The sequence below is a fragment of the Flavobacterium oncorhynchi genome (assembly GCF_002217355.1).
Lineage (GTDB): Bacteria > Bacteroidota > Bacteroidia > Flavobacteriales > Flavobacteriaceae > Flavobacterium > Flavobacterium oncorhynchi.
On record NZ_MUHA01000017.1, the window covers coordinates 124,994 to 134,944 of the forward strand.

Consider the following 9,951-nt stretch of genomic DNA (forward strand, 5'->3'; position numbering starts at 1 on the left):
TTTTGTGGATGAAGATTAGTTTTGTAAAGATACAAAGTTTGAATTCTATTCTAAAAAATTAATGACCGCGTCATTTGTAATTTTCGCTTGGTCAATGGTTAAAAAATGCCCCGCATCTTTAATAGTTTGAGTTTTGCAGTTTATTAAAAATTTTTGTGCTCTTGTCAGACTTTCTTCAGAGTTGATAACGTCATGATCTCCAATTAATACCAATACTGGATTTGTAATTGATTGTAATTCTTCATCTGAAAACGGGCGCATTTTAAGCATACTGGAATTTGATTTTGCATATTTGTTTGCCAAATAAAACTGCCTTTTGTAAACAGGGTTTATGTTTTCAGGATGCGTTGAGAATGTTTCTAGCGTTTTACTGAATTTTTTTTCACTTGGGAAAAGCTTCAACAGCAATGCAGAACTTGTTTTTCTAACTTTATCTATGAATTTAAAAGTCTGTGCAGGACTTAATAGAACTATTTTATCAATAGAATTTGTTTTTTCAGAAGCTAATAATGCGGCGATCCAACCGCCTCTTGATGCTCCAATAATATCGAATTGTTTTAATTTATAGAAACTGAAAATTTCATTGTACCAAATCACAATTTCTTTTGAAGAAAGCGGTTTTGCTGTTAAAGTTGATTTTCCGGGTTCCATCAAAAAATCGATCGCATAAATTCTATGATTTTTTGCTAAAGCTTTAATGTTAGGATACCACATGGTTGAGGTTGCGTCCATTCCGTGAAGTAAAACCAAGCTTTTTCCGTTTTTTGGTCCCGCAATAATCACGTGCGCCGTTCCAAAGCTTGTTTTTACATTTTCTTCTGTATACGGAATATTCCAAAGTTTTAATGCTTTGTCGTACGCACTTAAATATGTCTTTTTTTCGCTTTTGGTTTCGAATATATAATCATTAAATTTTGCTTCTTTAATTGATGAGCAACTTGTAATTACTAATAATATTAGGACTAATCTGAAGTATAATTTTTGCATTGCAATAAAATTCAATTTAGCTAAAGATACAATTCTAGAAAAGTGTTTCTGTATCAGAATTTTGTTTTAAAATATCATAATTCTAAGGTTCGTTTTTTTGCACAGTTAAGTGATAGACTTGTACCAATGCTAAAATTCCGTTGGGAATAATAACAGGGAGAAGCCATTGACTAACGTCTCTGTAATCTTTTAAAAAGATGCCGTATATCACAAAACACATGCATCCGAAAAAATTAATTAAACGTATTTTTTTGAGGTCTTTCAATAAAAAACCTCCTACAATAAAAAATGATGCTAGGTAACCAATATAATCTGCCATGATTTTGATATTGAATAGTTTATAGTAAACTTACCAAAAGCAAATTATAAAATCAAGGTTTTGAAGTTGAAAATCAATATTTTAATGCGTCCACTTTTGCTGCTCGGTTTTACTCAAAAAACTCCAAGCCACGATACGGCTGTTTTTTTGCCCTTGCGACATTTCGATGGTTTTTACCGAAACTGCATTTACTTTTTTCAGGGTTTTGTAAATAGAGGATAGATTTTCTTTTTTAGAAACTAATGTTGTGAACCATAAAACTTGCGAAGCATATTTTACACTTTCGTAAATCATTTGAGTTACAAAACCAATTTCACCGCCATTGCACCATAATTCAGCATTTTGACCTCCAAAATTTAATACTGGATTTGTGTTTTTCTTTTCCTTCGGATTTAAATTGGATACTTTTCTAGAAGTGCTTTTATTCGCTTCTTCTGCTGATGCGTGAAAAGGCGGATTACACATAGTGAATGTAAAACGATCTTCGGGAATAATGATGTTTTTAAAGATAAATCGAGATTCTGTCTGCTGCTGTAAACTAATTGTATCAATTAATTTGGGGTTAGCTTCGATAATTTTACTACAGTTTTCGATTGAAGTTTTATAAATATCCGTTGCAACAAAACTCCAATTGTAAATCGAATTTCCTAATATCGGATAGATTAAATTTGTGCCCGTTCCGATATCTAATCCTAAAACAGAATTACCTTCGGGAATTTGACCATTATTCGTTTCTGCCAATAAATCGGCTATATAGTGAATATAATCGGCTCTGCCTGGAATTGGAGGGCAAAGATAGTTTTTAGGAATATCCCAGTTTTGAATTTCGTAATAGGTTTGAAGTAAAGCTTTGTTTAGCGTTTTTACAGCAAGCGGATTACTAAAATCAATGGTTTCAATACCATATTTATTAATAGAAATAAAAGCTTTTAATTCAGGACAATTTGAAATAAGCAATTTAAAATCATAGCGTGAGCGATGAATATTTCTAGGATGTAAATTGTCTTTTTGAGAATTGTTTTCTGCTTTCATTTTTATTGATTTCTGTGCAAAGATAGGTATTCCTTCCTTTAAAGAAAGCTCCAAAGGAGCGTAATATTTATAGCCAATTAATTTATAATTAAAACAAAAGCTCCAGCGGAGCGACATAGGTTTTGTGTGTCACTCCGCTGGGGCTTTAATTAGAATAAGAGATTTTGATCTATAAATATTACGTCCCGCTGGGACTTTTTATTTTTAAATGTTTCTAATCAAAACACTCCATTAAAAGTAAATCACCTTCACGATGCGTTATAGTTACGAGTCCATCTTGTTCTACAGAATTACTGCTTCCTGTTCTGTAACCCATTGTAAGCGTATCGTCCTGCAATTCGTATTTTAGATTTTTGGAAAAAATGCCATTTACAACTCCAATTGGAATTAACGAAATTGGTGTTTTGGCAGTATACCATTTTTCGAATTTTGTAGGCAGTAAAAATATTTTTGAATGATCGTCGAGAATAACAATTTTAAGTAAATTGCGGTAACGAACAATATTGGTAAGATTGGTAATCGTATGATCTGCACGTCTTCCAGTAGCCCAAACTACATTTACAGCAGGAATTTTTCTTTCTATTAAATAATCAAAAGCTTTCTCTAAATCAGTTTTATTTTGATCCGGCGTGTGAACGATTTCGATAGGATATTGTGAAGTTTTATATACCTCGGGATCAAAACCACGATCAAAATCACCTAAAAGGACATCGATTTTTATGCCTAAATCTATAACACGCTCAATAGCTGAGTCTAATACAATAACAAGCGGAGACCATTCTAATAATTGTCCCAATAATTCAGGATTGCAGGCGGCGCCGTTTGCAATTATTAAAGCGGGTTCCTGATCGTCGCGAACTATATGGTGTGATGACATGTTATTTTTTTTGAATGTGACGCAAAGGTACTGTTTACAATTTTAGATTTCTGATTTTAGAATTTAGATTTTTTTGAAAAAGATTTTCGAACAATTTAAAAGCAACACTCTAAAATCTACAATTATAAATCCAATAATCGTCTGTGATAATTAATTTGTCCAAGATGATAGGCTAAATGTGTCGAAAGATGAACGAAAAAGAATCCTGTAGTCATTTCTTTCTCGAAAACAATCTGCGGATAAATGGCGTTTAAATCTTCTTCGGATAAAAGATCAAGAGTGTTATTTACCACTATAATGGTTTCTTCGATTTTACCAATTAATTCTGATTTAGGAATATTTTTTAGAGAAAATTCTAAAGGACGATTTCTAACATATCCTGTTTTTCCTATTTCGGCACCAATATAAGTGTTGATGTTGCCAATTAAATGAAGGCAAAGATTTCCGCCAGAGTTTGAAATATTTTTGTCGATTGCCCAAAGCTGATTTTCATTTTGGTACAATTCTATTTCGACTTTTAATTTATTCAAATCCCGATTGAATAGTGATTTTAATGTTTCTACCAGCATATTTTTTTAGTTGAAAATTAAGAATAATAAAGATGATGTTGAAAATTAGTCTCTATTTCTTATCGGAATCCAGATTTCCTCTTCAGAGTTTGGATCGTCTTTTTTGTATTTATGATCCATTACTGCAAAATGAGGCCTGTCATCAACAGTATATTCTGATTTTGGAAGCCATTCTGCAAAAATAGAATGGTAGGTTTTATGTCCTTCAGATGCTGGACCATAATGAATAAAAACGGCATATAAACCAGTTGGAATTACAAGTGTTTCCATTTCTGACGGAATTACGTCAAAATTAGTAACGGCTACTGCTGCCCATTTTTGAAAACTCTTATTGGGATCAAAATTGTCAAAATGGTTTGGTGAAAAAACTTCTAAAGAATATAAATTAGAGTCAATTGAATTTTTAATTTCACGGCGTTTTGGCATAAAGCTGCTCCATAATTGAAACGTTCGATTTTCAATAAATGACATATTGATTCGTTTTCCAATGAGTTTTTTTTCGGTTGCGATTTTAATTTGTGCTTCCATTTTTATCATTTAGTTCAATTATATATTTTTTTGAATCAGTTTCGCTGAGTGCAAAATACCCTAACGGATAATTTGCCTTATCTGTTGTGTTGATAATGTTTCCTCTTACAGTTGCAGGCGGTGATTGAAACGGGCCTCCAGCATTACTTCCTGCAATGCTTACTAAAATGCTCATGTAATTGTAATATTGTTTTGAGATGCCCAAATGTGTTACTTGAATCTCATTGCCTACTTCAATATCTTCATCATCTGATTTACTAAAGTATTCATTGCCTTGATAGAATTTATCTTCGGCAACATAATAAGTAGAGGTTACTTTTTTTGAATACTCGTATTTATACAAATAAAAATTATCCTCGTTTGCTGGATCGTTATAAAAGGCTCTTATTTCTATATCAGTTCCTGTAATACCGCCTTTATTATTCTGTTCAATTCTAGTTATGGGCGCTACAGATTTTAGAGTTTCACTTGCGGTGTAAGTGCTTCCGCTGCTAATAATGGTTAATGTATAGGTTTCTTCAATTTTTGGCTCAAAATCATTACAAATATAGCGACCTGTTTTTGGGACTTCAGTAAAATTAAATCTTTTGTTTTTACTGTTTTTAATATAAACAACAGCTCCAGAAACTATTGGTACCTTATTTTCAAAATATCCCGTAGTTGTAGTTAATTTTATTGCCTGCTGTTTTCCCGATGTACCTTTTTGCCAGTTTATAGAGGCTTCAATTACTAATTTTGGAGGTGCTGTATCAAGATCAACCTCTACAACTTCTTCACAACTTGTAAAAAGCGCAGATGTAAATAATACGATTAATAAAATAATTTTTTTCATAACATATCTTTTTGTTTCTCTACAGAACTGAAACTTCTTTAAAATTTAAAATTATAGCTAACAGCAGGCACCATACCAAAGATTGACAATCGTACGGCTTCATTTACTCCTGTATCTAGGTTTTGCCTAAAGTTGATTGATGCTGCATTTTGGCGATTGTAGAGATTGTATATACTAAAAACCCATTCGGCTTTCCAATTTCTGTCTTTGTTTTTTCTTGGTGTTAAAGTGGCCGAAATATCTAAATGATGATAAGCAGGTAAGCGATCTTTATTTCGAAGTCCATAACTTGGAACTGTAATTCCTAAATACTCATATTGACCGTTTGGGTAAGTTACAGGTTGTCCGGATTGTAAAATAAAATTAGCGCCAAACGACCATTTATCGTTTAAATTGTAAGCTGATGTTACAGCTAAATTATGTGTTTTGTCATAAGCAGAACTGTACCACTGTCCGTTATTGATGCCTGTTTCTTCTGGAGTTCTTCCCGGTGTTTGTTGTTCTGACTTAGATAATGTATAAGAAATCCATCCATTAAATTTACCTTCATTTTTCTTCATCATAATTTCTACGCCATATGCACGCATTTGTCCGTTTAAAATTACTTGCTCAATCGCGTCATTTGCAATTAAATCAGCGCCATCAATATAATCTAGTCTGTTTTTGATTTTCTTATAATAGGTTTCAACTTCAAGAGAATAAACACCGTTATTAATATTTCTAAAATACCCTAAAGCGACTTGATCAGCAAGCTGCGGTTTGATGTAATTATCACTAGGCATCCAGACATCCAGCGGAGTAGGAGATGAGGTATTTGAAATTAACTGAAGATATTGCGCCATGCGATTGTAACTTGCTTTTATTGCTTGATCGTCATTTAATTGATAAGAGACAGAGAATCTTGGTTCTAAGTTGTTGTAATTCTGAATGACTTTATTAGAACCAAAATACTTTGTAGATGATGGAGCTGCTTTTTCGTAAATCTGCATATCCGTGTTAAAAAGGACAGGATTATTATTGTCATAATAATTAATGGTCGATGCGCCTAAACGATAAAACAAACTGTAGCGTAATCCATAAGCCAGCGTTATTTTTTTAGAAAGCTGGTTTTCGGCATCTAAATAAATTGATGGTTCAAATGCATATTTTCGATCCAGTTGATCTGGATTTATTCCAGATGCAGTATTGCTTGGTTTAATAGTTCCGGGATTAAAATCATAATAAATCCCGTTTAAGCCATAATTTAGTTTGAATTTATCCGAAATGTAGTTTTTGAAATCGTATTTAATATTATAGTTTTTGATACCTGAATCCCATTTGAAACCAACAAAATCCAAATCAAGACCATAATAATAATCACTGTATATCAAGGATAAATTTGAGAATAGTTTATTAGAATACAAGTGATTCCAACGAAGATTTAAAGTAGAGTTTCCGTAAGTATTCGTAAAGTTTTTATTAAGACTGAAAACGTCTCTTCCAAAATAACCAGATAAATATAAGCTGTTGTTGTCGTTTAATTTATAACTGAATTTCGCATTTAGATCATAGAAATAAGCTGAGTTGTCTTTGTTTTCTTCGGATAGTTTTAAGAATAAATGAGCGTATGAAGCTCTTCCGCCAATTAAAAAAGAACCTTTGTCTTTTACAATTGGACCTTCTAAAAGTAATCGGCTTGATATTAAACCAATTCCTCCGTTCATGTGAAAATTTTTGCTGCTTCCGTCCTTTTGATAAATATCTAAAACTGAAGAGGCACGGCCGCCAAATCTGGCAGGGATTCCTCCTTTATACAATTTTAAATCTTTGATTGCATCTGGATTAAAAACAGAGAAAAAACCAAATACATGTGAGGAGTTAAAGATTGTAGCTTCATCTAATAAAATTAAATTTTGATCAGCGCCGCCGCCTCGCACATTAAATCCTGATGCACCTTCGCCTGCATTAGTTACTCCCGGAAGCAGTAAAATGGATTTAATAACGTCGACTTCACCTAATACGACAGGCATTTTTTTAATGGTAGAAATAGAGAGTTTGTTGACACTCATTTCTGGCGACTTAATGTTTATTTTGCCTTTATTATCTTTAATAACAACTTCTTGAAGTTCTTGACCGCTTTCGCTGATCGAGAAGTTATTTTTAGTGTTTTGATCTAAAATAATGGTTTTATGAATGGTTTGGTAGCCTAAATAACTAATTTCAATTTCATGTTCGCCGCTGGGAACTGTAAGGGAATAAAAACCATATTCGTTTGTTGTTGTTCCAATTTTTAAAGCAGGAATGTAAACGTTTACACCAATTAAACTTTCATTGTTTTTAGAATCTTTTATGGTTCCGCTGAGGGTAAATTTTTCCTGAGAAAAAGAAGCAAATGTGGTAAAAATAAGGATAAGAAGTAAACTAATCTTTTTTGTAATCATTGCTTTGGTTTTGAACTACATAGTTAATAATTCTTACTAAATATAGCAGACTGAATTTTGTTAAACATTAGTTAAGAATAAAAAAAGGACAACCTTGCGAGTTGTCCTTTCTGTATTTATTATAGAGACGCACAACGGTGCGGCTGAATTATTTTATTTTAGCAATAATTGCATTGAATGTTTCACTAGGACGCATTGCTTTGCTTACCAATTCAGGCGTTGGCTGATAGTATCCGCCAAGAGTCTGAGGTTTTCCTTGTGCACCAATTAATTCAGCATCAATTTTAGCTTCATTAGCTTCAAATTCAGCAGCAATTGGAGTGAAGATAGCTTTTAATTCAGCATCTTTATTTTGAGCAGCCAAAGCCTGAGCCCAATAAAATGCAAGATAAAAGTGAGAACCACGGTTGTCGATTTGTCCAACTTTACGAGCTGGAGATTTATCGTTTGCTAAGAATTTATCGTTTGCTTCGTCAAGAGTTTCAGCTAAAACAATTGCTTTAGAATTGTTTAAAGTTTGTCCTAAATGCTCTAAAGAAGCACCAAGAGCTAAAAATTCTCCTAATGAATCCCAACGTAAATATCCTTCTTCTGTAAATTGTTCAACGTGTTTAGGAGCAGATCCTCCAGCACCAGTTTCAAACAATCCGCCACCGTTCATTAAAGGAACGATAGATAACATTTTTGCAGAAGTTCCTAACTCTAAAATTGGGAATAAATCTGTTAAATAGTCACGTAAAACGTTTCCAGTCACAGAGATAGTATCTAAACCTTTGATGATTCTATCCAAAGTAAATTCAGTTGCAGCAACTGGGTTTAAAATGCGAATATCTAAGTTTGTAGTATCGTAATCTTTAAGGTATTTTTGAACTTTTGCAATCAATTCTCTGTCATGCGCTCTGTTTTCGTCTAACCAGAAAACAGCAGGAGTACTTGATAAGCGAGCTCTGTTTACAGCTAGTTTAACCCAGTCTTGAATAGGAGCATCTTTTGCCTGACACATTCTGAAAATGTCATTTGCTTCAACGTTTTGCTCCATTAAAACAGTTCCATTTGCATCAACAACGCGAACAACACCTTCTTCTTTCAATTGGAAAGTTTTATCGTGAGATCCGTATTCTTCTGCTTTTTGGGCCATTAATCCAACGTTAGGAACACTTCCCATTGTTTTAGGATCAAAAGCACCGTGTTTTTTACAGAAATCGATAGTTGCAGTATAAATTCCAGCATAAGAACGATCTGGGATAATGGCGATTGTGTCTTGTTGTTTTCCTTCTTTGTTGTACATCTGTCCAGAAGTACGAATCATTGCAGGCATAGATGCGTCTACAATTACATCAGAAGGAACGTGTAGGTTTGTAATTCCTTTATCAGAATTTACCATTGCAAGAGCTGGTCCGTTTTCGATAGCGGCATTGATTGCAGCTTCAACTTCAGCCTGCTCAGGTTTTCCTGCAATTTTTGCATAGATATCACCTAAACCATTTCTAGTATCAATGTTTAATTCTTTGAATAAAGTTTCGTATTTTTTGAAAAGATCAGCAAAATAAACTTCAACGATAGCGCCAAAGATAATTGGATCTGAAACTTTCATCATTGTAGCTTTTAAGTGCACAGAAAGTAAAACCCCAGCAGCTTTAGCTTCAGCAATTGCTTCAGCAACAAAACTTTTTAATGCTTTTAAATGCATTACAGAGCTGTCGATAATTTCACCAGCTTTTAAAGGAGTACTTGCTTTAAGAACAGTTGTAGAACCGTCTTTAGCAACAAATTCAATTTTTACATCATTAGCTTCAGTAACCGTAAGTGATTTTTCGCTTCCGTAAAAGTCACCATTTGGCATAGAAGCTACCTTAGTTTTTGAGTCTGCAGACCAAGCACCCATTGAGTGCGGGTTTGCTTTTGCAAAGTTTTTAACGGCTCTTGGAGCTCTACGATCAGAGTTTCCTTCACGTAAAACTGGGTTTACTGCAGAGCCTAATACTTTTGCATATTTTGCTTTAATTTCTTTTTCAGCATCGTTTTGTGGATCTTCTGGGAAATTAGGAATGTTATAACCATGTGATTGCAATTCAGCAATAGCAGCTTTTAATTGTGGTACAGATGCAGAAACGTTTGGTAACTTGATAATGTTAGCTTCTGGTTTTGTCGCTAATTGACCCAATTCAGCCAAAGCGTCACCTGTTTTTTGAGCATCTGTTAAAGACTCAGGGAAATTAGATAAAATTCTTCCTGCTAACGAGATATCTCTAGTTTCAATAGCAATACCAGCTGTGGAAGTAAAAGCTTGAACAATAGGTAATAAAGAGTAAGTCGCTAATAACGGCGCCTCATCAGTTAAGGTGTAAAAAATTTTTGAATTCTGTGTCATTTTTTTTTTTTTTTTT

Annotated in this window: 8 protein-coding genes; all 8 read right to left on the reverse strand. The window is 33.4% G+C overall.

Annotated features, from left to right (window positions below; genetic code table 11):
* Positions 1 to 45: 45 nt before the first annotated feature.
* Positions 46 to 987, reverse strand: coding sequence for an alpha/beta fold hydrolase (locus B0A75_RS12675; protein ID WP_089054650.1), 942 nt, complete (start codon positions 985 to 987; stop codon positions 46 to 48).
* Between the two features lie 400 nt (positions 988 to 1,387).
* On the reverse strand, positions 1,388 to 2,338 hold the full coding sequence (gene rlmF / locus B0A75_RS12685) for a 23S rRNA (adenine(1618)-N(6))-methyltransferase RlmF (RefSeq protein WP_089054651.1): 951 nt from the start codon (positions 2,336 to 2,338) through the stop codon (positions 1,388 to 1,390).
* 214 nt (positions 2,339 to 2,552) lie between these two features.
* Positions 2,553 to 3,215: a thiamine diphosphokinase gene (locus tag B0A75_RS12690; RefSeq protein ID WP_089054636.1), complete on the reverse strand. Its 663-nt coding sequence runs from the start codon at positions 3,213 to 3,215 to the stop codon at positions 2,553 to 2,555.
* A 122-nt stretch (positions 3,216 to 3,337) separates the two neighbouring features.
* A complete protein-coding gene (locus tag B0A75_RS12695; protein WP_089054637.1) occupies positions 3,338 to 3,784 on the reverse strand; it encodes a DinB family protein in 447 nt (148 codons plus the stop codon).
* Positions 3,785 to 3,829: 45 nt separating this feature from the next.
* Entirely contained in the window at positions 3,830 to 4,312 is a 483-nt protein-coding gene (locus B0A75_RS12700) for a GyrI-like domain-containing protein (RefSeq protein ID WP_089054652.1), read from the reverse strand.
* The gene (locus B0A75_RS12705) at positions 4,296 to 5,144 is read right to left on the reverse strand and encodes a DUF4249 domain-containing protein (RefSeq protein WP_089054638.1); all 849 of its coding nucleotides are present in this window, start codon (positions 5,142 to 5,144) and stop codon (positions 4,296 to 4,298) included. Before B0A75_RS12705 ends, B0A75_RS12700 begins: the two co-directional genes overlap by 17 nt.
* 38 nt (positions 5,145 to 5,182) lie before the next feature.
* Entirely contained in the window at positions 5,183 to 7,564 is a 2,382-nt protein-coding gene (locus tag B0A75_RS12710; RefSeq protein WP_089054639.1) for a TonB-dependent receptor, read from the reverse strand.
* A gap of 148 nt (positions 7,565 to 7,712) precedes the next feature.
* The gene (locus B0A75_RS12715) at positions 7,713 to 9,935 is read right to left on the reverse strand and encodes an NADP-dependent isocitrate dehydrogenase (RefSeq protein ID WP_089054640.1); all 2,223 of its coding nucleotides are present in this window, start codon (positions 9,933 to 9,935) and stop codon (positions 7,713 to 7,715) included.
* Between the last annotated feature and the right edge of the window lie 16 nt (positions 9,936 to 9,951).